Source organism: Pelodictyon luteolum DSM 273, assembly GCF_000012485.1.
Lineage (GTDB): Bacteria > Bacteroidota > Chlorobiia > Chlorobiales > Chlorobiaceae > Chlorobium > Chlorobium luteolum.
The window spans coordinates 751,550-775,423 of the sequence record NC_007512.1 but is presented as its reverse complement, the minus strand read 5'-3'; the positions used below and the strand labels follow the sequence as shown (position 1 = coordinate 775,423).

At 58.2% G+C, this 23,874-nt stretch carries 24 protein-coding genes and 1 tRNA gene; 20 read left to right on the top strand and 5 right to left on the bottom strand.

Annotated features, from left to right (window positions below):
• Positions 1 to 52: 52 nt before the first annotated feature.
• Positions 53 to 1,468 (top strand): adenosylhomocysteinase, encoded by a 1,416-nt coding sequence (gene ahcY / locus PLUT_RS03505; RefSeq protein ID WP_011357424.1) that lies wholly within the window; start codon positions 53 to 55, stop codon positions 1,466 to 1,468.
• A gap of 125 nt (positions 1,469 to 1,593) precedes the next feature.
• On the opposite strand, the gene PLUT_RS03500 is transcribed toward ahcY, so the two are convergent.
• Positions 1,594 to 1,665 (bottom strand) — tRNA-Gln (locus PLUT_RS03500).
• 164 nt (positions 1,666 to 1,829) lie between these two features.
• Between PLUT_RS03500 and PLUT_RS03495 the strand changes: the two genes are divergently transcribed.
• The gene (locus PLUT_RS03495; protein ID WP_011357423.1) at positions 1,830 to 2,483 is read left to right on the top strand and encodes a phosphoribosylanthranilate isomerase; all 654 of its coding nucleotides are present in this window, start codon (positions 1,830 to 1,832) and stop codon (positions 2,481 to 2,483) included.
• 3 nt (positions 2,484 to 2,486) lie between these two features.
• On the opposite strand, the gene PLUT_RS03490 is transcribed toward PLUT_RS03495, so the two are convergent.
• Positions 2,487 to 3,449, bottom strand: coding sequence for an alpha/beta fold hydrolase (locus PLUT_RS03490; RefSeq protein WP_011357422.1), 963 nt, complete (start codon positions 3,447 to 3,449; stop codon positions 2,487 to 2,489).
• An 89-nt stretch (positions 3,450 to 3,538) separates the two neighbouring features.
• Positions 3,539 to 5,293, bottom strand: coding sequence for a cation:proton antiporter (locus tag PLUT_RS03485; protein WP_011357421.1), 1,755 nt, complete (start codon positions 5,291 to 5,293; stop codon positions 3,539 to 3,541).
• A gap of 276 nt (positions 5,294 to 5,569) precedes the next feature.
• Here PLUT_RS03485 and PLUT_RS03480 point away from each other — a divergent pair, with 276 nt between their 5' ends.
• The 4 genes from PLUT_RS03480 (at position 5,570) to PLUT_RS03465 (ending at position 8,829) form a co-directional block, all read left to right on the top strand.
• Entirely contained in the window at positions 5,570 to 7,282 is a 1,713-nt protein-coding gene (locus PLUT_RS03480; RefSeq protein WP_011357420.1) for a SulP family inorganic anion transporter, read from the top strand.
• 198 nt (positions 7,283 to 7,480) lie between these two features.
• The gene (locus PLUT_RS03475) at positions 7,481 to 7,789 is read left to right on the top strand and encodes a hypothetical protein (RefSeq protein ID WP_011357419.1); all 309 of its coding nucleotides are present in this window, start codon (positions 7,481 to 7,483) and stop codon (positions 7,787 to 7,789) included.
• 127 nt (positions 7,790 to 7,916) lie between these two features.
• Complete coding sequence (locus tag PLUT_RS03470; RefSeq protein WP_011357418.1) at positions 7,917 to 8,324, top strand: TspO/MBR family protein; 408 nt, start codon at positions 7,917 to 7,919, stop codon at positions 8,322 to 8,324.
• A gap of 61 nt (positions 8,325 to 8,385) precedes the next feature.
• Complete coding sequence (locus tag PLUT_RS03465) at positions 8,386 to 8,829, top strand: PPC domain-containing DNA-binding protein (protein WP_011357417.1); 444 nt, start codon at positions 8,386 to 8,388, stop codon at positions 8,827 to 8,829.
• Positions 8,830 to 8,890: 61 nt separating this feature from the next.
• On the opposite strand, the gene ald is transcribed toward PLUT_RS03465, so the two are convergent.
• Positions 8,891 to 9,994 carry an alanine dehydrogenase gene (gene ald, locus PLUT_RS03460; RefSeq protein WP_011357416.1) on the bottom strand — a complete coding sequence of 368 codons (1,104 nt, stop codon included), beginning with the start codon at positions 9,992 to 9,994 and terminating at the stop codon, positions 8,891 to 8,893.
• A 148-nt stretch (positions 9,995 to 10,142) separates the two neighbouring features.
• Between ald and PLUT_RS03455 the strand changes: the two genes are divergently transcribed.
• On the top strand, positions 10,143 to 10,427 hold the full coding sequence (locus PLUT_RS03455) for a hypothetical protein (RefSeq protein ID WP_011357415.1): 285 nt from the start codon (positions 10,143 to 10,145) through the stop codon (positions 10,425 to 10,427).
• Positions 10,428 to 10,454: 27 nt separating this feature from the next.
• Here the strand turns inward: PLUT_RS03455 and PLUT_RS03450 are convergent, their stop codons facing one another.
• A complete protein-coding gene (locus tag PLUT_RS03450) occupies positions 10,455 to 11,186 on the bottom strand; it encodes a M48 family metallopeptidase (protein WP_011357414.1) in 732 nt (243 codons plus the stop codon).
• 549 nt (positions 11,187 to 11,735) lie between these two features.
• Between PLUT_RS03450 and PLUT_RS03445 the strand changes: the two genes are divergently transcribed.
• The 13 genes from PLUT_RS03445 (at position 11,736) to PLUT_RS03385 (ending at position 23,855) form a co-directional block, all read left to right on the top strand.
• Positions 11,736 to 11,951 carry a Flp family type IVb pilin gene (locus PLUT_RS03445; protein WP_041463771.1) on the top strand — a complete coding sequence of 72 codons (216 nt, stop codon included), beginning with the start codon at positions 11,736 to 11,738 and terminating at the stop codon, positions 11,949 to 11,951.
• 37 nt (positions 11,952 to 11,988) lie between these two features.
• On the top strand, positions 11,989 to 12,777 hold the full coding sequence (gene cpaB, locus PLUT_RS03440) for a Flp pilus assembly protein CpaB (protein WP_011357413.1): 789 nt from the start codon (positions 11,989 to 11,991) through the stop codon (positions 12,775 to 12,777).
• Between the two features lie 5 nt (positions 12,778 to 12,782).
• Complete coding sequence (locus PLUT_RS03435) at positions 12,783 to 14,210, top strand: type II and III secretion system protein family protein (RefSeq protein ID WP_041463770.1); 1,428 nt, start codon at positions 12,783 to 12,785, stop codon at positions 14,208 to 14,210.
• Entirely contained in the window at positions 14,207 to 14,629 is a 423-nt protein-coding gene (locus PLUT_RS03430; protein ID WP_011357411.1) for a TadE/TadG family type IV pilus assembly protein, read from the top strand. The genes PLUT_RS03435 and PLUT_RS03430 overlap by 4 nt, the downstream gene beginning before the upstream one ends.
• A gap of 2 nt (positions 14,630 to 14,631) precedes the next feature.
• Positions 14,632 to 15,702, top strand: coding sequence for a pilus assembly protein TadG-related protein (locus tag PLUT_RS03425; protein ID WP_011357410.1), 1,071 nt, complete (start codon positions 14,632 to 14,634; stop codon positions 15,700 to 15,702).
• Between the two features lie 6 nt (positions 15,703 to 15,708).
• The gene (locus tag PLUT_RS03420; protein WP_011357409.1) at positions 15,709 to 16,854 is read left to right on the top strand and encodes an AAA family ATPase; all 1,146 of its coding nucleotides are present in this window, start codon (positions 15,709 to 15,711) and stop codon (positions 16,852 to 16,854) included.
• Complete coding sequence (locus tag PLUT_RS03415) at positions 16,830 to 18,269, top strand: CpaF family protein (protein ID WP_011357408.1); 1,440 nt, start codon at positions 16,830 to 16,832, stop codon at positions 18,267 to 18,269. Before PLUT_RS03420 ends, PLUT_RS03415 begins: the two co-directional genes overlap by 25 nt.
• Before the next feature lie 11 nt (positions 18,270 to 18,280).
• Positions 18,281 to 19,249, top strand: coding sequence for a type II secretion system F family protein (locus tag PLUT_RS03410; RefSeq protein ID WP_011357407.1), 969 nt, complete (start codon positions 18,281 to 18,283; stop codon positions 19,247 to 19,249).
• An 18-nt stretch (positions 19,250 to 19,267) separates the two neighbouring features.
• The gene (locus tag PLUT_RS03405; RefSeq protein WP_011357406.1) at positions 19,268 to 20,209 is read left to right on the top strand and encodes a type II secretion system F family protein; all 942 of its coding nucleotides are present in this window, start codon (positions 19,268 to 19,270) and stop codon (positions 20,207 to 20,209) included.
• 7 nt (positions 20,210 to 20,216) lie between these two features.
• Positions 20,217 to 20,957 carry a prepilin peptidase gene (locus PLUT_RS03400; RefSeq protein ID WP_011357405.1) on the top strand — a complete coding sequence of 247 codons (741 nt, stop codon included), beginning with the start codon at positions 20,217 to 20,219 and terminating at the stop codon, positions 20,955 to 20,957.
• A 115-nt stretch (positions 20,958 to 21,072) separates the two neighbouring features.
• Positions 21,073 to 21,453, top strand: coding sequence for an outer membrane beta-barrel protein (locus tag PLUT_RS03395; protein ID WP_041463769.1), 381 nt, complete (start codon positions 21,073 to 21,075; stop codon positions 21,451 to 21,453).
• Between the two features lie 573 nt (positions 21,454 to 22,026).
• Positions 22,027 to 23,514: a group II intron reverse transcriptase/maturase gene (ltrA, locus tag PLUT_RS03390; protein ID WP_011357404.1), complete on the top strand. Its 1,488-nt coding sequence runs from the start codon at positions 22,027 to 22,029 to the stop codon at positions 23,512 to 23,514.
• A gap of 74 nt (positions 23,515 to 23,588) precedes the next feature.
• The gene (locus tag PLUT_RS03385) at positions 23,589 to 23,855 is read left to right on the top strand and encodes an outer membrane protein (protein ID WP_049752343.1); all 267 of its coding nucleotides are present in this window, start codon (positions 23,589 to 23,591) and stop codon (positions 23,853 to 23,855) included.
• Positions 23,856 to 23,874: the final 19 nt, after the last annotated feature.

The following is a 23,874-nucleotide window of genomic DNA, read 5'->3' as shown; positions in this document are numbered from 1 at the left end:
GCAGCGGAGAGAGAGAGAGACAACATCCATAAACCACTGAGGAACTATCCAAATGACTATCGAAGCCACTGCGCTTGCCTACAAGGTAGCCGACATCTCCCTTGCAGAATGGGGCCGCAAAGAGATTGATATCGCTGAAAAAGAGATGCCCGGCCTGATGGCCATCCGCAAGAAATATGCCGGCCAGAAACCCCTGAAAGGTGCCCGTGTCGCAGGCTCCCTCCACATGACCATCCAGACCGCAGTCCTCATCGAGACCCTCGTTGACCTCGGTGCCGATGTCCGGTGGGCCAGCTGCAACATCTTCTCCACCCAGGACCATGCTGCCGCAGCCATCGCCGCAACCGGCGTACCGGTCTTCGCCTGGAAGGGCGAGACCCTTGAAGACTACTGGTGGTGCACCCGCCAGATCCTCGACTTCGGCGACGGCCAGGGCCCGAACCTGATCGTCGACGATGGCGGCGACGCTACCCTCATGATCATCCTCGGCTACAAGATCGAGAACAACCCCTCGATGCTCCAGAACGCCGGCGGCAACGCTGAAGAGCGCGCACTGTTCGGACAGCTGAAGGCCATCTACGAAGAGGACAGCAACCGCTGGCACAAGGTCGCAAAAGAGATGAAGGGTGTGTCGGAAGAGACCACGACCGGTGTCCACCGTCTGTACCAGATGATGGAAAAGGGCGAACTGCTTTTCCCCGCCATCAACGTGAACGACTCCGTCACCAAGTCGAAGTTCGACAACCTTTACGGCTGCCGTGAATCGCTTGCCGACGGCATCAAGCGCGCAACCGATGTGATGATCGCCGGCAAGGTCGCCGTCGTCCTCGGTTACGGCGATGTCGGAAAGGGCTGTGCTCATTCCATGCGCTCCTACGGTGCCCGCGTGATCGTCACCGAGATCGATCCCATCTGCGCACTCCAGGCCGCAATGGAGGGCTTTGAAGTCACAACCATGGACAAGGCAGTCAAAGAGGGCAACATCTTCGTCACCACTACCGGAAACAAGGATGTCGTCACCCTTGAGCATATGAAGCAGATGCCCGACGAGGCGATTGTCTGCAACATCGGCCACTTCGACAACGAAATCCAGGTAGAACCGCTCAACGAGTACAAGGGCGCCACAAAGCTCAACATCAAGCCGCAGGTAGACAAGTACACCTTCGAAGACGGCCACTGCATCTACCTTCTGGCAGAAGGACGCCTGGTGAACCTCGGATGCGCCACCGGCCACCCGTCGTTCGTCATGAGCAACTCCTTCACCAACCAGACCCTGGCCCAGATCGAGCTCTGGAAGAACGACTACAAGGTTGATGTCTACCGTCTGCCCAAAGCGCTCGACGAAGAGGTTGCACGCCTGCACCTCGAGCAGATCGGCGTCAAGCTGACCACCCTGTCAAAGGAACAGGCCGAGTACATCGGCGTTCCGGTAACAGGCCCTTACAAGCCCGAGCACTACCGCTACTGATTTGCATGACAGCAGTCCCTCCAGCGGGACACGGAAAAAGGCGGCTTTCGGGCCGCCTTTTCTGTTTTCAGGGGAAAACTCAGAGAGGATAGAAAGACACGTCCTAGGGTAGGTGTCCGGAAGGGCTGGGGCGGCAGGATTCGAACCTGCGGATGTCGGCTCCAAAGGCCGATGCCTTACCACTTGGCGACGCCCCAAAAGAAGGGTTCCAGTATACGCATATTCACCGAAATTCCCAACCTTGGGACTGCCCCCGTCAGGGTGGCATTGGCGTTCGGCACTTTTCCTGTATCTTTCCGAAAAAAAGCGGCGGAACAGCACTCCCCCGCAGTAGAAAGCCACCGCTAAACCACGACCCCCGATGACCAGAATCAAGATCTGCGGAATCACCAGAATGGAGGACGCCCGGGCTGCCGCACTCTTCGGCGCCGATGCACTGGGGTTCAACTTCAGCCCGGAAAGCCCCCGCTGCGTCACAAAGGATGCTGCCCGCACGATGGTTTGCGCACTGCCTCCGTTTATCGAGGGCGTCGGCGTATTCGTTGAACAGGATCCCCGGGAGATTATCGAGATCTGCCGCTACTGCGGGCTCAGTGTGGCGCAGCTGCACGGAAGCCGGTACAGCGAGGAAGAGACGAAGCTGGTTCTGGAGGGGGTACGGGTGCTGAAGGTGTTCCGGCCGGAAACGGACTTCACTCCCGCCGCAGTCCTACGCTTTCGGGAAGCCACCGGCGTCAGCGCATTTCTCTTCGACACCTACCGTCCGGGCATGGAGGGCGGAACCGGAGAGCAGATGGAAGGCTCTCTGGCGGAGAGGATCTTCAGCGGGCTGCCTGAGGGATGCTACGGGGTTCTGGCCGGGGGGCTGAACCCCGGCAACGTCAGAGAGGCCGTGCAGTCGCTCCGCCCCTACGCACTCGACACGGCGAGCGGTGTCGAAGAGTCGCCCGGCATCAAGAGCCACGAAAAGATGCAGGCATTCGTTCAGGCGGTTCGGGCGGCTGGAGAGCGCTGAGGGTCAGCCGACGGAGCGCATCTGCTCCAGAATCAGTTCGGAAGCCGTATCGGGCAGCTCGAGCGTGATGAGATGTCCGCAATCCGGAACCCCCACATACCGTCCTTTTCCGGTCATCTCCTGCAGCTTCCGGGTGTTTTCGGCAGTCATGATCCCGTCACCCTCCCCTGCCACGAAAAGAATGGGGGCAGTGACAGCCCTTACCATGTCGGGCACCGCATCGGTGGTTTCCTGTGCGGTGATCTGGCCGGTGGTCTGCTCGATGGCTTCGGGGGCGCAGAGGCCGAGGCTCTGGAAGCCGATCAGGATATCATGCTGCATCACGGTGTTGCGGGCAAGCACCAGACGCGCGAACACATAGGCGGGAAACCACCAGGTGAGCTTGCGGAGCATGATGTTGAAGACGAAATTGATGGTGCCGGGCGCAAAGCTTGCAATGAATTCGCTGTTCGGCAGGTAGCCGAAGTTGAAGAAGGTCATGGAACGAACCCTGTCCGAGTGGTGGCGCGCGTAGTCGAGCGCAACAAGCGCACCGAAGGAAAAAGCCGCCAGATGGAACCGCTCGATTCCGAGGGCCTTCTGGAGCCCGTCCAGGTCATGGGCGAACGAGTTGATGTGGTAGTGGTTCGTCGGGTCGTTTGCCGACCAGCCGTGGCCGCGCATGTCGTAGGCGATGGTACGCACTCCCGCCTGGTTCAGCGTATGCACCACATGGTGCCACCACATCCACCAGCAGTCCCATCCGTGAATCAGCACCATGGTCTCTTTGGCATCCTCGGGCCCTGAAACATGGTAGTGGAGGACAATGCCGTTGACCTCGACAAAGCGGCTGCCCTCCGCCAGCTCCAGCTCATAGGTCGCCCGCCGGGCTGCGTCCCGGTCATCGGAAGCCGCATCGCGACGAAGACGGTCGCAGTATGCAATGAATTTTTCAGTCGGGGTTACCGATGGGGGAAGGGGTGCCATAGTGACGTCGTGTCTGGTGAACAAGTCGACTGCCGCAACAATACAATATAGGGGAAGCGTACCGAATGACGAAATACTTCGCCACCGCTTTATTTCAGCATCCCGGGTGAATGACGGAAAATCTTTTCGCACTCGCGGCGGATGATCTCCTGCTGCTGCAGGATGAGCTCGGGATCGACCGTAAAATGGTTGAGCAGCTGCGAGAAGATCTGGATCGATGTCTCGAATTTCTCCGTCACCACCACATCGGCCCCGGCGGCATAGAGCTCATCGATCCGGTGAAGGGTGCGCGAGCGGACGATGATGAACGCTTTCGGGTTGATCTGGCGGATCATGCCGATGCTGCGCCGAACGGCCGTCATGTCGGAAATGCCGAGCACCACGGCGCGGGCGTGGTCGATGCCGGCACGGAGCAGCGACTTCTGCTCGGTGCAGTCGCCGTAGTATATCGGTTCACCTTTGCGGCGCATGGTCCTGACGAGCTCACGATCGATTTCAAGCACGGAATAGGAGATGTTCGTGGCGTGCAGCACCGCGGCCACGTTCTGGCCGTTGACGCCGAATCCGACGATGGCTGCGTGGATTTCACCGGCACAGATGATCGTGCTGTCGGCAGGGCGTACAGTAGAGAGCGGTGCGTCGCGGGAGACCAGGGGAATGAAGCCGAGGGCAGGGGCGACCTGGTCGGCAATACGGGGAGCCAGGGCAATCATGGCGGGAGTGACGATCATCGTCACCACGATGATGGCCAGCATCGCCTGGAACACCTCCTGGTTGATGACGCCGTTGGCAAGTCCGCTATCGGCAAGCACGAACGAGAACTCTCCGATCTGCGCAAGCGCCATGCCGGCCATCAGGCTCACCCGTATCGAATTGCCGAGGAAAACCGACACGATGGTCACCAGAAGCCCCTTGACGAGAAGCACCCCTAGAGCCATTGCGGCAAAGAGCGGAAGATTGATCATCTGCACGTCGAGAAGCAGACCGACCGAGATGAAAAAGATGCTGGTGAACGCTTCACGGAAAGGATCGATCGTTACGCTGATCTGGTGGCTTTCGTCGGTACTGGCAATGACCATGCCGGCAACGAACGAACCGAGTGCGAGCGAAAGACCGGCAAGAGAGGTCAGGTAGGCCGCGCCGAAACAGATGACGAGCGCACCGATGACAAGCACCTCACGGGCATGCAGGGAGGCGATGATGCGCACCATTTTGGGCATGAAGATCCGGAACCCCAGAAAGATCCCCGACGCAAACAGCACAATGAAGCCGATCTTGCGCAGCACGGTTTCCAGCGAAGGCACCGCCTCTGGGTTGAGGAAACTGATGCCGATGATGAGCGGCACGATGGCAAGGTCCTGAAAAATCAGGATGCCGAGCGCGATGCGGCCGTGCGGAAGTTCCAGCTCATCGCGGTCGCTGAGGATCTTCAGGCAGATCGCCGTGCTGCTGACTGAAAAGGCGAAGCCGAGGAAAATGGCGGCTGATGTGCTGATCTCACGGCCGATGGCCAGCATCAGCCAGTAGGCCAGAAAGCTTATGGCCAGGCCGGTAAAGACAATCTGCACCACCCCGCCGACGAGCACGATCCGCCGGAGCCGTTTGAGGTCGTCGAGTGAGAACTCAAGTCCGATGGTGAAGAGCAGGAGCACCACGCCGAGCTCGGCGAGGGTGGAGATGAGTTTTTCGTCATACACGACCCCGATGCCCGAAGGGCCAAGGAGAATACCGGTAAAGATGAGACCGATGACGGGCGGAATCTTCAGCCGCTGGAACACCAGAATGATGGCGACGGCCATCGCGCCGATCAGGACCAGTTCGCCGAGAAAATCGAATTCGTGCATAAGAGGAAGTGCTTTATCGAGAGGGAGGGGGCTCCGCTCAATGGTAGCGTTCGCCCGTACTAATAGGTACTGTTTCCGCAGTGAAATACCAACAACTTTCAGCCCTTTGGCAGCATACGGGCACACAGAACCACCAGGGGGAACTGAAGCAGAAAGAAATTGCACTGCAGGGCGCCGTGATATTGATAAAACACGCAAAAGCGTTATATAGAAATCCTCCCGTCGGCCTTTGTGGGCCGGTGGAGCTGTTCATTTCCATTTTTCCGGCGCACAACCATGTTCAAACCCAAGTTCTTTACCGTTCTTCCCGGGCTCACGAAGGAGCAGATTGCCAAAGACGTCGTCTCGGGCATTCTGGTCGGCATCGTCGCCCTGCCGCTCGCCATCGCATTCGCCATCGCTTCGGGGGTCTCTCCCGAAAAAGGCCTTATCACCGCCGTCATCGGCGGGTTCATCGTCTCGTTCCTCGGCGGCAGCCGGGTGCAGATAGGCGGACCAACCGGGGCGTTCATCGTCATTCTGTACGGCATCGTCCAGCAGTACGGCGTCAACGGCCTCATGCTCGCCACCCTCATGGCCGGTGTCATCCTCATCCTGATGGGCGTTGCGCAGTTCGGCTCCCTCATCAAGTTCATCCCCTACCCGGTCATCGTCGGCTTCACCACCGGCATCGCCGTCATCATCTTCTCTACCCAGATCAAGGACCTCCTCGGCCTCGACATGCCAACCGTCCCGGCGGAGTTCATCGAGAAATGGCATGCCTACGCCACCCATCTCACCTCCTTTGATCCGGCCACAACCCTCACCGGCGCCCTCGCCCTCCTCATCATCGTCTTCTGGCCGAAAGTCTCCAGGAAAATCCCGGGCTCCATCATCGCGCTCCTCGTCACCACCGTCCTCGTCCAGGTGCTGCAGCTCGACGTCGCCACCATTGAAAGCCGGTTCGGAGAGATCCCCTCCAGCCTCCCCGCACCCTCCCTTCCTTTTTTCGACTTTGAGACAATCCGCAACCTCATCATGCCGGCAACGACCATCGCCCTGCTCGGCGCCATTGAAGCGCTGCTCTCGGCAGTCGTGGCCGACGGCATGATCGGCAGCCGGCACAAGTCGAACATGGAGCTGATTGCACAGGGCGTGGCCAACATCGTCACCCCGCTCTTCGGCGGCATCCCCGTCACAGGCGCCATAGCCAGAACCGCCACCAACATCAAGAACGGAGGGAGGACCCCGATTGCCGGCATCGTCCATGCCCTGACGCTGCTGGCCATCATGCTGCTCTTCGGCCAATGGGCAAAACTCATTCCCATGCCGACGCTTGCAGCAATCCTCATCGTCGTTGCCTGGAACATGAGCGAATACCATGTCTTCCGCCAGCTCCTGAAAAGCCCCAAAAGCGACGTCATCGTCCTTCTGACCACCTTCAGCCTCACCGTGCTCTTCGACCTCACCGTCGCCATTGAAATCGGCATGCTTCTTGCCGTCATCCTCTTCATGCGCCGCATGGCCGAACTCACCAACGTCGGCGTCATCACCCGGGAACTCAAGGACCGGGACGAAGAGGACGATCCCAACACCATCGTCACCCGCAGCGTCCCCGAAGGGGTCGAGGTGTTTGAAATCAACGGCCCGTTCTTCTTTGGTGCCGTCTCGAAGTTCCGCGACGCCATGCACATCATCGAAAAAGCTCCCAAAGTACGCATCGTCAGGATGCGCCAGGTCTATTCGATTGACGCAACAGGCCTCAACATGGTGAAGGACATGCTGGCCGACTGCCGAAAGAGCGGCACAACCCTCGTCCTTTCGGGCGTCCATGCCCAGCCGATGTTTGCGCTGCAGCAGTATGAGCTCCATGACCAGATCGGCGAAGAGAACATCTTCGGCAACATCGACGATGCACTTGACCGCTCACGCGAAATTCTCGGGCTTCCCAAAGAGGGCCGGAAACGCGACTTCGTGCCCTCAGTGCAGCGGGAGAAACAGGAAGACTGACGCCTCTCCCGAAATAAGAAACGCACCCATAAAAAGACCGCCCTGAAAAGCGGTCTTTTTTTATTTATTCCGGAACGAATAGATTTTACATTAAATTATTAATGCTTTAATAGCTTTTAAGTAAATTATTTCATACGAAAACTCCGAATACCCGGAATAAAGCCAAAAACAACAACCAAACTGCAGGAGCATATCACCATGAACATACCATTCCGCCCGCTTGGCCCCGTCATGCAGCTCCTTCTGGAGCTCGGACATGAAGTGACCTACGCCTACGATGACCTCGTCTTCATCAACAACAACGAGTTCCTGCTCCAGTTCGGCAGCACGGGGCCGTCGCTCAACCTGTTCTTCAACCATGAGTGCCCGAAACAGACCATCGAGCACATCGAGCAGAGCATCATACCCGCCGCCGACCGCAAAGGGATTTCAATTACCCGCAAAGGCGCCTACAAGCTGACAGGACAGGATGACGAAACCATGCAGGTTGAATTTTTCGACCACTGAGGGCTGCGACCATCAAACGAAGCAGCGCTCCGGCTCTCTATAAACCGGCCGGCAGGGGAACCATTTGCCCCGGCCGGCCGGTTTTTTATTTTACAGTGTCTATGCATTTCAAGACAACCTCTGAGCCATGTCAACCTGGTACGACAGCCTCATCAAGCCGCCCCTTACTCCTCCCAAACAGGTGTTCGGCCCGGTATGGGCGGTGCTCTACATCCTGATATTCACATCCCTCATTCTCTACTTCCTGACGCCCGCAAAACCGCAGTTCACCTTGACCACCATCGTTCTCATCGTCCATTTCACGGCAGGGTTCAGCTGGACCAGCCTGTTCTTCGGGCGGAAACAGATACTGCCGGCTTTGGCGGACATCGTGCTTATGGACATCACCCTCATCGCCATCATCCTGCTCTTCCTCCCGGTGAACCCTCTTTCCGCATGGCTCCTTCTCCCCTATCTCCTCTGGTCGCTTCTGGCCACCTACCTGAACCTCGGCTTCTGGCGGCTCAACAGAAAATCTCCTCCCCGAAGCGCTTGAAGAACCGTGGGGTTTGCTAGATTCCTTGAAAAGAGCCTTAAAAACCACCCGACACCCCGTCATGAAACATGCAGAAGCCCGACCCGGAAGAACCTTCGTCATCCGCCTTGAAGATGGCGAAATTCTCCATGAACAACTTGAAGCCTTTGCTGAAAGAGAGAGCATCACGCGAGCCTCGCTCATTGCCGTGGGAGCGGCCGACAAGGGCAGCCGCCTCGTCGTCGGGCCGGAGGAAAGCAGGGAAAACCCGCCGAAGCCGATGACGCTCGAGCTCTACGACGCCCACGAAATCACCGGTACCGGCACCCTGTTCCCCGACAGCAGCGGCAAACCCATCCTGCACATGCACATGGCCTGCGGACGGGAGGAAAACTCCGTTACAGGGTGCGCCCGGGCAGGAGTGAAGGTATGGCATGTGATGGAGGTGGTGCTCACGGAACTCCTCGACACCGAAGCCCGGCGCATGGTTGACCCTGTGACGGGCTTCGAGCTGCTGGAACCCTGAGCACCTCCGCGGAGCACTCAGGGAAAGAAGAGAGAAACAGAGAGCGATACCCCTGGCCTCGTCAGGCGAAAGGGTTCAGGTGCACCTGCAGCGAAAGGGATTCGGCGATGGCAGGATGGACCACCCTTCCCTGCCAGGTGTTGAGCCCCGCCACCAGACCCGGCATCATCACCATGGCGCTCTCGAGACCGAGATCCGCCATTCTCCGGATATAGGGAAGGGTCACGCCCGTAAGGGCTTCAGTCGAAGTCTGCGGGTAGGCGGCCGGCATGTTGGTCACGCAGTAGTGGAGCACCCCCTCTTCTATGAACACAGGGTCTTCATGGGTTGTCGGCCGGGACGACTCGAAGCATCCTCCCTGATCGATGGCGATGTCGACCAGCACCGACCCACGCTTCATGCTCCGGAGCATTGAACGCAGGACCAGTTTCGGCGCTGCGGCACCCGGCACCAGCACCGCGCCTATGACCAGATCGGCGGAAGCCAGCTGTTCTTCGATATGCTGGCGGGTTGAATAGAGGGTATGGACCTGGGCAGGAAGAGCGGATTCGAGGAACCGCATCCGCTCCTGTTCGAGTTCAAGCAGGGTCACCGAAGAGCCGAGACCGGCTGCGACTTTGGCGGCATGCATGCCGGCCGAACCACCGCCAAGCACCACTACACTGGCCGGAAGCACACCCGGCACCCCGCCAAGCAGCCTGCCCTCTCCGCCAAACCGGCTGCTGAGGAAATAGCCGCCCATCAGGACACTCATTTTCCCCGCAATTTCACTCATGGGAGATAGAAGCGGCAGGCGGCCGTTCTCCTGCACCGTCTCGTAGGCAATGGCGGTCACCTCCGCCTCAAGCAGCCGCCGGGCCAGCTCCGGGTTGCCGGCAAGGTGCAGATAGGTGAAAAGCACAAGCCCCTTGCGGAAATACTGGTACTCCTCCTCCACCGGTTCCTTTACCTTCACCAGGAGATCGCACCGCCACACCTTGTCAGCAGAAGCACTCACCATGGCTCCGGCCCTGCGGTACTTGTCATCCGTAAAGCCGCTCTTTGCACCTGCACCGGACTGCACCACCACCCGGTGGCCGCCCGCCACAAGGTGGCGCACGCCGGCCGGCGTGCAGGCAACCCTCGTTTCAGCCGTTTTGATTTCCAATGGAATGCCGATCTTCATGCCGCCGCTCCGTTTATCGGGTGCAACAACCCCGGTTTCCGTCGTTATCCTTCAATATACGGATTCAGCCGCCACAACACCCGAATCCGGATTTTCACTACATTGGAAAAACAGTCAACCGGAGCATGCACTCCATAACCCTGCGCCAATGCCGCCACCGATCCCGCAGTTCATGCTTGAGCTCCCCTGGTGGCTGGCTCTCGGAGCCGCCATCCTCGGCGTCTCGCTCCCCTCCATCCTTAGAAGCTTCCGCCCCCGGACCCTCATACCCTCGATACTGCTGACGCTCGCATCCATCGGTGCTTCGGCCGTATTGGCGGGACCCGCTGCTGCGGCCGCTGTCATTGTAATTTCGGCAGTATGGGGTGTCATAGCGGCCCTCATAGCCATCTTTTTCGCCGGGCTCGGGGACCTGACGAAAAAACGCTACTGAAGACCCTCCGATCTTACCCCTCAGACTTCACTTCACCCCGACCCAGGCCGGCACGTATTTCCATGCGTGGCGCATCGCCAGGTCGTGTTCCCGGAAATCGGGGTCGTGGCGGGCCACGAGCTCCCAGAATGCTTTTGAATGGTTCATGTGCACCGTGTGGCAGAGCTCATGCACGATGATGTAACGGACCAGTTCCGGAGGGAGAAAGATGAGCTTGGTGTTGAGGGTGATGCGCCCTCTGGATGAACAGCTCCCCCAGCGGGAGTGCTGGATCCTGACGCCAGAAGTCACAAAGCTGAACCCCAGGCTTGAAGCAGTAGATGCAAGCATGGGCAGGAGGCTCTCCCCCGCTTTCTTTTTGATCCACATCTGCAGCACGGCGATGGCGGTATCAGGATCCGAAGCATCAGCTGGAAGGGCAAGGCCGAAGGGCAGGGTGCAGAGATCCTCAAGCCGTCGGCGCCGATTCCCCTCATACGACACCTGCCACTCTTCCGTGACAGCACTGAGCTTCACCATGCATGGAAGGCCGTTCTCCAGCTCCGGCTGCGCTTCAGGCCGCTGCCTGTCGAGCTTCAGCGATGTGCGCTCAATCCACTCCCGGTGGCGCTCGACAAGGGCGGGAACCTCCCGCCGGTCGAACCCCATCGGGATCACCACCACAAGCCCCTCATGCGGCATCATCCTGAGCCGTGCGCTGCGGGCACGACGGCTGACCTTCAGCGTATAGGGGATGGGGTCTGTAGAGGGTTTATGCATCGGTGAAGTCAATGGAGGATAGGGGCAGTACTCTGGAGGAAATGCGCAGGCGAGCCAAACTCATGGGCGCCCCCGTAATGCGGGTTACAACAGGCTCCGTCAAACGAACACCCGGGGCCGGCACATGTCCTATACAAAATAACACAAGCCGGCCCCATCAACAACATGGGGATCAACGCGCTTTTGCATGAGTGCGGGCAGAAGAAAAACATCAGCATCATTCTCGCAGAATTGTCCATAAAAACACCCTCATGACCTCGTATCCGGATAAGGGGAAGCGAGAGGGTCCAGACTGCTGCATTATGACACAAACCATTCAATTCGCAACAACCTATTTGACACAGATACCAGAGAACAACATCGGAGAAAAATATTGTCTGCAGTTGACTAAAGTATTCCGGCAAACTTTATCACAAATAAAGATAAACACTTAGCATCAACACCTCAACTACTGGCACACTTGTTGCAATCCTAACACTGTAATGATCTGCCATCATTCTGATCAGTACACTGACTGCTCATATAAAACAAACTACAAAGGAGACAACAATGAAAAACGCACTCAAATCGCTCAGCTTTGATCTACCTGTCATGCTGCAGAGCAAACTACTCGCAGTCAAATCACAGAAAGGCGTCACCATGATCGAGTATGCATTGCTGGGATCTTTGATTGCTCTTATTGCAATAGGAGGCCTTACGGGTCTTGGACCAGCTATTCAGGCTGCTTTCATCGCAATCACAGCAAAAATTGTAGTACCAGCGTAAGCCCACACCTAGGGACAACACTTTTACCTCCCAAACAGTGAAAAAACCAATCATCGCTGCCATCGCACTCATTCTCGGTGCGATGGCGGCATTTACCGCCGCCCGCTGGGTGAACGTTGCCCAGCACACAGGGCCCAAGGTCGTCATCGTGGCACTGCCGATAGAACTCGGCAAAGCCATTACGGCCGAACAGATCAAGGCAGTCAACTGGCCGGGTACAGATGCCCCACAGGGGGCTTATGCCAACACCGCAGATGTGGTAAGCCGGATTGCCCGGGTTTCCATGATGCCGGGAGAGCCTGTCCTGCCGGGGAAACTGGCCCCGAAAGGAGCCACAGGCGGGTTGGCATCGATCATCCCTGATGGGAAGAGAGCCATTACCGTCAAAGTGAACGAAGTGATTGCGGTCGCAGGATTCGCCCTGCCGGGAAGTTACGTGGATGTTCTGGTCAGCGGAAAAGACGCCAGCCATCAGCCATTTGCACGTACCGTGCTCAACCGGGTCAAAGTTCTTGCCATAGCCCAGGAAACCACTGCCGAGCCAGACAAGCCGAAAGTGGTCAATGCCGTTACCCTTGAGCTCACACCGCACGAATCCGAAAAGCTCGACCTTGCCCGCAGCATCGGATCGCTTTCCCTGGTCCTGCGCAATGAACTCGATACCGGGGAAGAAAACTCTGCGGGCGTTCGCATGAGCGATCTCATGTATGCACAGTCCACCAGTGGAACCTCGTCTTCAACGACTGCACATGCGCCAGCTTCGCGTCAGTATCGTGGCCCCGAAGAAATCCGCGGCACCAGCCGCCAAAGTGTTGCAACACCCTAGCCAACATGCACATGAACATTTCATACGTAATGCGTTCGGGCTGCAGGATGAGTGCTCTTGCCGCACTCCTTGCCAGCATCGCACCCTTTTCCGGCCTGGCCGCTCCCTCAACCTACCTTGTGCCTGTCGGCGAGTCCAGGGTCTACCGGCTCGAGCAGCCCATCAAGCGCGTTGCTGTCGGCAACCCCGAGGTGGCTGATTATATCATGCTCAACTCCTCGGAGCTCTACCTGCTGGGAAAAAAAACAGGGGCAACCAACCTTATCCTCTGGGACCAGAAAGGAAACTGCACATCCACGCTGCTGCAGGTCAGCCGCAACGTCTATCCTATTAAAAAGCTGCTGAAAACCGCCCTTCCGAAAGAGACCGACATCCAGATCTTCGCCTCGGGACCGGCATTGGTACTGGCCGGCTCGGCATCCAACAGTCTGGCTGCAGAAAGCGCCTACCGACTGGTAAAGGCGTATCTGGGTGGCACGGTTCCCGGCGTCAACCCCGAATCAAGCCTGTCCAACAGCGGATCCGGCTCTGCGGCACCCGCAAGCATGTCCGGCACCCAGAACAGCTCATATGCTGCCCCGGTCATTGCCACCAGCGCGTCGACCGCACCTGCCGGCATGTCCGGTCTTGTCAACCTCCTTACAGTCCGCGATACCCAGCAGGTCCGGCTCGAAGTCCGCATCGCCGAAGTGTCAAAGTCCTACATCGAAACACTTGGCCTCGGATGGACACAGGGCGTTGGCAATACCCAGGGCAGCCTCATGACCGGGTTTGTCAGCAATGCAACCCTCAACCTTCTCCTGCAGACCAAATCCAATCCGGGCAACAGGCTGGATATGGATGCAGAGCGCAAAGAGGGTCTGATCAAAATCCTGGCCGAGCCCACAATGGTCGCCATGAGCGGACAGGAAGGGTACTTCCTTGTTGGCGGCAAAGTCTATACACCGACCCTCAGCACCAACGGAGCTGTCGACTATGTCGAACGCACATACGGCGTAGGGCTGCGCTTCACACCCGTAGTGCTCGATTCGGGACGCATTTCGCTGAAAGTCGCACCCGAAGTCTCCGAGCCACTGAAGGAAGCCGTCACGGCAGGAACTTCCGGTCCGCTGCCCGGTTTCAAAACAAGCTTCGCATCCTCCACCGTCCAGATGAGGGAGGGAGAAAACCTTGTGATCGGCGGCCTGCTCCGCGATAACCTCACCGAAGTCGTACGCGCCGTACCGCTGCTCGCAGACATCCCCATTCTCGGTTCGCTGTTCCGGCACACGGAGAAGAGTTCCGAAACGACCGAGCTTATGGTGATCATCCGCCCGACCCTCATCAAAGCCAGTGACAAGGCGCCGGAACTTCCGACCGACAGGTTCGTTCCGCCTAGCTCAAGCGAACTCTTCATCGAAGGCAAGCTGCAGAGCTCACGGGGGTCAAAATGAACACCCGGGAAAGGCAGGCGCTTGTGCTCCCGGCGCCCTCACATGGACAGGCGCGGGACCAGAAAGGCAGCGTACTGGTCGAGTTCGCCTTCATCCTGCCCGTGCTGCTCATGCTGCTTTTCGGGGTAGTCTACTTTTCCGTCGCGCTCTACAACAAAACCGTGCTCACCATGGCAACCCGGGAAGGGGCACGTGCAGGAGTGCTGTATGACGCGGACGGAAACAACACCGCCAATGCCGTCAATGCAGCCCTGCCGCTCTGCAGCAGCGTCATCTCATTCGGCTCCGACGCCACCCCCGTGCCCCAGGCCAGCGTTTCGGGCGACATTCTCACCGTCACGGCCAGCGGCAATTACACCGGGTTCTACATTTTTTCGGGCCTCACAACCTCGGCCCAAACCAGCATGAGACTTGAATAGCCATGGAACACAAACACCACAGCTCCAGGCGACTGCAAAGCCAGCGTGGCGGCACGGCCATCCTGTTCGCCATTGTCCTGCCGGTACTGCTGGGTTTTGCCGCCTTGGCGGTTGACCTGGCCCGCATCCACCTGGTCAAAGTCGAGCTGCAGAATGCGGCCGACGCCGCATCACTCGGCGGTGCCCGCTCGCTGAGCGACCCCGGGGGCCAGCCCTACAACTGGTCAGCGGCATCCATCAAGGCACTGGATGTAGCACGAAGCAACGTCGCCAATGGCGGGCAGATTCAGGATGCTGCCATTGAAACGGGCTACTGGAACATCCTGAACCCGGCACTCGGCATGCGCCCTGCCGGCACACCCGGCGTACCCGCAACAGGTGATGTCCCCGCAGTTCGCGTCACAACAGCCATCTCCGCGACCCAGAACAACGGCCCCCTGCAGCTCCTCTTCGCGCCAATTCTGGGCATTACTGAAAGAAGCATCCAGGCCAGCGCTATTGCCGTGATAGCTCCACCCTCCGGTGGAACAGGTATGTTCCCCTTTGTCATTGCAACTCCAATGCTTGATCATTACTGGGACCGGGATACAAACTCCCCTGTGCTGGAAAATGGTGTCGCCCCGACCATTAAGCTTGGCTCCATCTACCACTTCGAAGATAGCGATGATGGCGTGTTGTCGGGCGAATGGACCACCTTTCAGACTGAGGACGGAAATCCGAGCGGCCGATTCCTGTGGGATCTACTCAAGGACCTCACTACCAACGGCAACGACACCGCATTATACATCGGTGACAACACCTATATACAGCCTGGGACCAAAGCTCATGGATTCGATTTCGTACCCGAGGATAAAGATGTAGGCATATTCGTTGTTGACAACATTAAAGCAAACTCTTCTCAGCCTATCGTAGCAATCGCCGCATTTCATATTGATCACGCCGGCAAGCAAGGAAGAGATGGGAAATATATCTCCGGCCATTTCGTAAACACCGCTCTCATCCCTGGAACAACCCCGGGAACTGGAAACGGGATAGCATACGGTGCCTACACTCCTCCCATACTGGTCAAATAAACAGCCATGAAGATTGTTGTGTACTCGCCCCGGCCATGGGAGGTCCCCGATACCCTCCTTGCCACAGGCCAGCATCAGCTGACCAGGCTGGTTGGCGAGCCGGGTGACATGGTGCGCCGGCTCACGGCAGCGCAGCCGGACCTCGTGTTTCTCGTAGGCTTTGAACCAATCGAGTCACCCTACACCCTGGAAGTTGAAAAGCTCTGCCTCGCCCTGCCAGAGGCCGCCGTCATTGCCCTGCACCCAGAGTCCCAGCCCGAACAGCTGCTGGCGCTGATGCGCGCCGGTGTGCGGGAGGTCATAGTCGACAGCGCCCCGGAAACACTGCAGCGCGTCATTGAGCGCGCAGGTCTGCGCAGCAACGGCAAAGCCTCCAGCAGGGGGCGGGTCATGGGATTTGTCTCTGCAAAGGGGGGAGATGGCGGTTCGTGCCTGGCGGCCAATCTGGCCGTTGCGCTATCTCAGGAGCCCGGAACCCGCGTGCTGGCCATCGATATCTCCCTGCCCTTCGGGGACCTCGACATGTACCTCACCGGAGTCAACCATCCGCAGGATCTGGCGGACATTTCCGCTGAAACCGAGCGGCTCGACCGTTCGCTCATCGAAAGCATGGTGCAGCATATCAGCCCGACGCTCCGGCTCATCCCATCACCCGCTTCGTTCGAAAAAACCGTGCACATCGAACCCGAGCGCGTGAGCGAACTCATCCGGATTGCCGCAACCTGTTACGACTACATTCTGCTTGACTTCGGTTCATGCCTCGACCAGGTAGGGATATGGGCGCTCGAACACCTTGACGATCTGGCGGTCGTCACCTCCCCGTCCCTGCCCTCGCTCCGCCGGGCGGGGCAGCTGCTCAAGCTCTCCAAAGACTTCGACAAGCCCGTTTCACGGATTGAAATCATCCTCAACCGTGCCGAGGGCAGCGTGCGTCTCTCCGGCACCGAAATGGAGAAAGTCATCGGGATACCAATCAACAGGCGCATCCCTTCCGACAGCGACGCCCTTGAGGAGTCACTCCTCGTCGGCAAGCCGCTCATGCAGGTGGCACCGAAATCAAAACTCTCGAAAGCCTTCACTGAATGGAGCTCTGAGATTACAGGCAGCAGTAACCAAAAACACTCGCTATGGCAACGCTTAAAGATCAGGTAGCCCGCTGGAGTCTCACCTCGAAACGGGTTGTGGCTCCCTCAACACCGGCGGTTCCGGCCGTTGAGGCACCGCCAAATCCAACCGGTGCCCAGCAGAAGACTTCACCGGCACCCGCACCGGCGGCAAAAGCCAAAGCCGCCCCGGGACTGGACTTTTATGCGACCAAAAGGAAGCTGCACCAGAAGCTCCTTACCAGAATCGACCTCAACTCCATCGAGAGCCTGAGCCCCGAGCAGCTGCGCACACAGCTCGGAACACTCCTTCTGGAACTCATCGAAGAAGAAGCCATTCCCCTGAACGATCAGGAGCGAACACGACTGATTGCCGACCTCAAAAACGAGATCATGGGTCTCGGCCCCTTGGAGCCCCTCCTTGCCGACCCGGCCATTTCTGAAATCATGGTCAACGGCTATCATAATGTCTATATCGAAAAGAAGGGGAAGATCGAACTGACCGATGTGCGCTTCAACGACGACGCGCACCTCATGAAGATCATCGACAAGATCGTCTCCCGTGTGGGACGACGCATCGATGAATCCAGCCCTATGGTCGATGCCCGCCTCCCCGACGGATCGCGCGTCAACGCCATCATTCCGCCGCTCGCTCTCGACGGCCCGATCCTCACCATCCGGCGCTTTTCGGTGGTGCCGCTGCAGATGGATGACATCGTGCAAAAAGAGACCCTCACGCCTGCCGTTGCAGAACTACTCGCGGCACTCGTCAAGGTCAAGTGCAACATCATCATTTCAGGTGGCACCGGTTCGGGCAAGACCACGCTGCTCAACATCCTCTCGGGCTATATCCCGGCCGATGAACGCATCGTCACCATTGAAGACACTGCCGAGCTGCAGTTCCAGCACGACCACGTCATTCATCTGGAAACCCGCCCGCCGAACATCGAAGGCAAAGGTGAAATCACCATGCGCGCCCTTGTGAAAAACACGCTGCGCATGCGGCCTGACCGCATCGTGCTCGGCGAGGTCCGGAGCAGCGAGGTGATCGATATGCTGCAGGCCATGAACACCGGCCATGACGGCTCCCTTACCACCATTCATGCCAACAGCTCCCGGGATGCGCTCGGCCGCCTCGAAAATCTGGTAGGAATGGCCGGCATCAGCCTGCCGACAAAAGCGCTGCGCCAGCTCATCATCTCGTCGATCCACTTCATCATCCAGATCTCACGGCAGAGTGACGGCAGCCGCAAGATCACGAGCATCCAGGAAATCACCGGCATGGAGGGTGAAATGATCACTACCCAGGAAATCTTCAGCTACACACGCACCGGCACGAAACCGGACGGAACGGTGGAAGGCCTCTTCAGGGCAACGGGTGTGCGCCCCAAAGTGTACGAGAAGATACTCACCTACGGCATCCAGCTCAGCGAGGGACTCTTCGATCCTGACGCCAACGATTAACCCCACTCATCATGGCACAGTACCTGATCCCCTTCCTTGCATTCGAGGCCGCACTGCTCCTGACGCTCCTGCTCTACTGGGCATGGGCCCGGTACTTAAGCGCCGGCAGCAAGACGAAAAAGCAGCGCCTGCAGACTGTCCGAGACGCTGTTCACAGCGATGGAAAACGGAGCGGCGGCATGCAGAATGCCCAGAAAGACAGCGCAATTGAAAAATGGCTGCGTGGGCGCTTCAAAGCATACGTTCAGCTTGAAAACCTTGTACTGCGAGCTCATGGTCCTCTCACTACCCGTCGCATCATGATCCTCATGAGCACCCTGTTTACGGGGGTGATGGCGTTGGGCCTTCTCCGCCATACCCACCCCCTGCTCACGCTGGTGGTTGCCGCAGCCGTCGCCGGCATGCCGGTCCTATGGCTGATGCAACTGGCCGACCGACGCCTCCGGGCTTTCGAGGACAAGCTGCCCGAAGCGCTTGACCATATCTCACGCGCACTGCGTGCAGGCCACAGCCTCGCTCCGGCCATGGGCATGGTTGGCCAGGAGTTCGGGGAACCGATAGGCTACGAGTTCAAGATTGTCTTTGATGAAATCGGTTTCGGCATTCCCTTCAAAGAGGCCATCGGCCGTCTCGCCGAGCGGATGCAGAGCACCGATCTCAACTTCTTCGTCATCTCGCTCACGATCCAGCATGAGACCGGAGGAAACCTCACCGAGCTGTTCGACGGGCTGGCCAGAACGATACGGCACCGCATCAAGCTGCGCGGAAAGATCCGCACCCTTTCATCCGAAGGGCGGGCATCGGGCTGGGTACTCGGAAGCATGCCGTTTGTGCTCATGATGGTCCTCTCGCTCATCAACCCTGAATATATCTCGCTGCTCTGGACCACGTCCCGGGGCAACAATCTCATGCTCATCGGCGCAGGGCTCATGTCCGTAGGATTCGTGGTGCTCAAACGCATCGTCCAGATCAAGGTTTAACCCTTAGACACCACCACCATGCAAACCATTCTGGAACTGCTTGCCATCGTGCTCTCGGGAGCCGCCGCAGTAGCCCTTGTCTACGTCCTGTACGACTGGGCAGCCGCCTACGCCCTTAACAAGCGCATCAGCGGAATTGCCGGCAAGGACACGGCCCGGACCCCTGCCGTATCGGCCGGGACCAAGGCGGCCAATTCCGCAACAGTGGGAAACGTCATCAACATCCTCTCCAGGCTTTCGCTCCCGGAAGAAGGGTGGCAGAGCTCCGCAGTCCAGCTCAAGTTCCTGCAGGCCGGCATCCGCAGCAAAAATGCGCCCCGCTACTACTTTGCCGTAAAAACCCTCCTCACCGTGGTGCTTCCGGCGGCACTCGGGCTGTTTCTGTATTTCTTCCGGCCCGGCGTCCCCCTCACCCAGTCCCTGCTGCTGGTGCTCTCTACAGCCGCGGCCGGCTACTACATCCCCGAACTTGCGCTGCGCTTCATTACCCAACAGCGCCATGAACGCATGCGCAACAGCCTGCCGGACATGATTGATCTCATGGTCGTCTGCACCGAGTCAGGCATGGGCATCGATTCGGCCATTGCCCGCATATCCCGGGAAATGGCCCGCGGCAACCCCGATCTGGCCCAGGAGTTTTACCTCTCGGTCCTTGAAATACGAGCCGGAGCAACCCGCATCGAAGCCCTGCGCAATCTGGCGCTCCGCACGAATCTTAAAGACATGAACGACCTCGTCACCATGTTCGTGCAGGCCGACAAATTCGGCACCGGCATGGCTGAGTCGCTCCGGGTGCAGTCCGACATGCTGCGTTCACGCCGTACCCAGCGTGCTGAAGAGATGGCGGCAAAGATTCCGGTCAAAATGACCATTCCGCTCGTTCTGTTCATTTTCCCCACGCTCCTGATGGTGCTGTTGGGACCTGCCATCATACAGATAATGGAAGTTTTCTCAAAGTAAGCCAACCATGAACACCAACGACATCCTGCAATCCCTCCCGTCATACTCGGCATACCTGCCGTGGCTGCTCGGTGGTGCATGGGTAGGTGACCGGCTGGTGACCCTGGCCCGCATCATTCCCGAGCAGGTGCTCGAGGAGGCCGAGGCTCCCATCGATGAATGGCAGGGCCCGGGCGGCGGGCTCAAGCTACCCGTTCCGGCCGGCCGGCGGCTGTGGGTACCGGCCCTCAACGCAGGCATCTGGATCTATGCTGCAAACACCGCCACCGGGGAGGCCATCTGGGGTGCGCTGATCTTGGCATGCCTTGCAAGCACGCTGCTGCTCCTCGCCCTCGCGGACTGGGACACCACCATGCTTCCGGACCGGGTGGTCCTGCCGCTGGGGCTGGCAGGGCTTGGCGCCAGTTACGCGGGGCTTACCCATCAGAGCCTTATCGCCAGTGCAGCATCCGCTACCATAATGCTTGTAATGCTCGGCGGGCTCGGGTGGGTGTACCAACAAGTCAAGGGCGTTAGGGGCATGGGGGGCGGAGACCTTAAGCTGCTTGCGGCTCTGGCCGCATGGTGGGGCATGCAGGGTGTACTCTACATCGTGATTGCCTCCGGCATCATCACCGTACTCTGGTACGCGGTGTGGCGCCAGTTCAAAAACTTCAGTCCGGAAGCCGAATGGCCCTTCGGTCCCGCAATTGTAATTGCGGCGCTGGGATGGAGCATTCTCGGAACGTATGCATCCGGAACACTCTGAACCGTTCATCCATTGCAACCCGTTAAACCGGCCGGCATTGAAACAACTGCCGGCACCTTCCCTGTCACTGAAAACGCCTTTTCAGCTTTTACCACAACCATACAACCACGATATCATGAAAAAATCAGTACTCGCGTTTCTTCTGGCCGCCATCTGTGCAGCACCCTCTCCGGCAGAGGCCTCGACCGATTCGTATCTCAGCATCTCCGGCGGAATGACCATGATGGGAGACTCCGACCTGTCGGGAACCCTCTCCGGCTTCTCATACACCCTCCAGGATGCGGTCAAGTATGAACCGGGCTACGCAATCAATGTTGCATACGGCCTCAGGAAAAACGACTTCAGACTTGAACTTGCCGCAGGCTATCAGGCAAACGATGTGGATAAAATCGGATCTATCGAAGCCAACGGCGTCATCAAAGGCGATGGGGATATTCTCTCGGTCATGTACAACGGCTATTATGACATGGAGTGCGACGTGAAGTCGCGTATTTGAACTGTTCTTTGCAGAACCAGTTGTGCCGTCAACTGCCCCCACCGGCACATGCAGGATGAGCAATCGCCCTGTGTGAAGCTACCGGAAACGTACCCGCGGGAAACCGTAGGCCGACCCGTGAGGAGAAGCTGAATCTGCCAGTAGCAGGCGGAGAGGGGCAAGGGGGAGGATGGTATGGTTAACGCAGGTGAATCGTCACAACCATCGTTATAATAAGCAAGCGAAAGCTCACTGACAACGCTTGGACCAAAAGGTACGCGGGCAGGTATGCTCCCTTCCATGTGGAGCACACACGGCCAACAAATCCCGCCGGTGGAGAGACGGAACCTAACCCATCCGCATGTTCTATACGCGGAACACGGAAACCCCGTACTTCCGCCCGGCCATGCCGGGCAATCCGACTGTAAGGAAGGACCATGAAAGTGCGGGTATGAGAGTGGGGAAGAAGCGAACGCCGTCCTGTAATCGGGCGGATAGGGGTTGCAACATCACCCCACGTGAAAACGGGCTGACGTCCTCATGGTCTCGATTTGCAAGATAACTTGAAGAACCTCCCATGCAGAAGGAACGCAAATGAACACGGATAACCCTGTGTGTGCACCTTCCGGCCTCGACTGGCAAGGGATCAACTGGTCCCGGATCAAGCGACAGGTCAGGAGGCTTCAGGCACGTATTGCAAAGGCAACAAAGGAAGGCCGTCATGGCAGGGTGAAAGCCTTGCAGTGGCTGCTGACCCACTCGCACAGCGGCAAGGTTCTTGCCGTCAAACGGGTGACGGAAAACCGGGGGAAAAACACCCCGGGAGTCGACGGAGACGTCTGGAAAACATCAAAAGCAAAGGCCAATGCCGCAGCATCGCTGAGACGAAGAGGCTACAAGCCCCTTCCCCTTCGAAGGACCTACATTCCGAAGAAGAACGGTAAGCAACGACCTCTCGGCATCCCAACCATGAAAGACAGGGCCATGCAAGCGCTCTACTGGCTTGCACTGGAGCCTGTAGCGGAAACCACCGCGGACGGCAACTCGTACGGGTTCCGACCATGGCGGTCAACAGCCGACGTGGCAGAACAGTGTTTCATCTGCCTCGCAAGACGCGATTCCGCACAATGGATACTTGAGGCCGATATTGCCGGGTGCTTCGATGCTATCAGCCACCAATGGCTGGTCGACAACATCCCCATGGATACGCCGATCCTCCGCAAATGGCTGAAGGCAGGCTTCGTGTTCAACAACGAGCTCTTTCCCACAGCCTCGGGCACGCCGCAAGGCGGCATCATCAGTCCGGGACTGGCAAACATGAGCCTTGACGGCCTCGAGCAAGCGCTTGCAACAGCATTTCCGCAAGCGCGAAGACGAGGACTGAAAATGCATATGGTGCGCTACGCTGACGACTTCATCATCACTGGAAACTCGAAAGAGTGGCTGGAACATGAGATCATGCCGGTAGTGGTCGACTTCCTTAAAAAACGAGGGCTCTGGCTCTCAGAGGAAAAGACCAGGGTAACGCACATTACGGAAGGATTTGATTTCCTCGGCTGGAACATGCGCAAGTACGACGGCAAGCTACTTATCAAGCCCTCGAAAGCGAACATCAAGGCCCACCTCACCAAGGTGCGGGGAATCATCAAGGCGAAAAAGACGATCAAGCAGGTGGATCTCATCGGTCTCCTCAACCCCGTCCTGCGGGGATGGGCGAACTACCACCGGCACAGTGTCGCCAAAGACGTCTTCGCTCGCAACGACCACGAGGTCTGGTCAATGCTCTGGAAATGGGCGAAACGACGACACCCAAATAAAGGCCTTCGATGGATCATGGACAAATACTTTCATGCCAGAGGAGGCAGGAAATGGGTGTTCGTCGCCGAAGAGGCGGACCGAAAGAAAGAACGACGGCTCTTTCTGGAAGCCAGCATGCCAATCCAGCGACACGTCAAAATCAGAACGAAGGCAAACCCGCACGATCCAGTGTGGAGGGAGTACTTCAGCGCCCGTAGAACACAGATGTGGAAAGCGACACCATTGAGTTGCCGGGTGCCTTACGGCGCCTTATTCGAGGCTTGAGCCGTGTGCGGTGAAAGTCGCACGCACGGTTCTTAGGGGACGGTGGCGCAGTAATGCGCCGCTGTTACCCGATTATGGAAAACGTGCTGCCATATGTGACGCTCGGCATTGGATATGCCAACGTGGGCGTCAACTATTCCGAGCCCGGTTATGAACTGGACAAAAACAACTCGGCATTCGCCTACCAGCTCGGTGCCGGAATCGGCATCCCCGTCAGCGACAATGTCACCATCGATATCGGGTACCGGTATTTCGCCACAACCGACATCGAGATACAGCCGGGCATTGAGCTGAATATCGGGAGCCACAATATCCTGGCCGGGTTCCGCCATACGTTCTGACTTCCAGCAAACAGAACAT